This is a genomic window from Oleiphilus sp. HI0123, from assembly GCF_001635315.1.
Genome location: NZ_LWGE01000667.1, coordinates 1 through 460, shown reverse-complemented (window position 1 = coordinate 460; position 460 = coordinate 1). Strand labels below are relative to the sequence as shown.

At 47.0% G+C, this 460-nt stretch carries 1 protein-coding gene; it reads right to left on the bottom strand.

What is annotated here, in order from left to right; translation table 11 throughout:
* Window positions 1-460, bottom strand: a 460-nt coding sequence (locus A3761_RS06045; RefSeq protein ID WP_156491661.1) for a methyltransferase, incomplete at both ends; no start/stop codon positions are given.

Below are 460 nucleotides of genomic sequence, written 5' to 3'. Positions count from 1 at the left end.
GAGAGGGGCAAGGAAGGTATTGATCAGTATGTCTGATATCTTTTTGGAGCGTATCAAAGCCGAGTCGCCAAGCTTGTAGTTGTTTGCGCTTTCGGGTTTCAGCGGCCGATGCCGTATTACACTGTCTTGTCGCTAAACGCAAATCCTCATTGCTTAGGCTCAGTAGGGTAGTTCGGCCTACAAGTGATAGCGCCTGGTAGTTTTCAGAGCTATTGAAGCGGTGATAGCAGCATGGTGAGAAGGTCATTCTGTTAGAGTGACTTTCTACACCTTGCTTTAGCATATGTACATGCAGGCCACCGCAGGCATGCAAGGCAATTAGGTGATGGTTAGCTTCAAGCAGCTGAGACAGGTCATCATTCAATACATCACACTCTAGCGCCACAGTTTGATTGCTCAATTTTCTGGTGCGGGAAAGGATATTTGCCTGATTGACTAGCTGCGTATCATTCTCTAAACC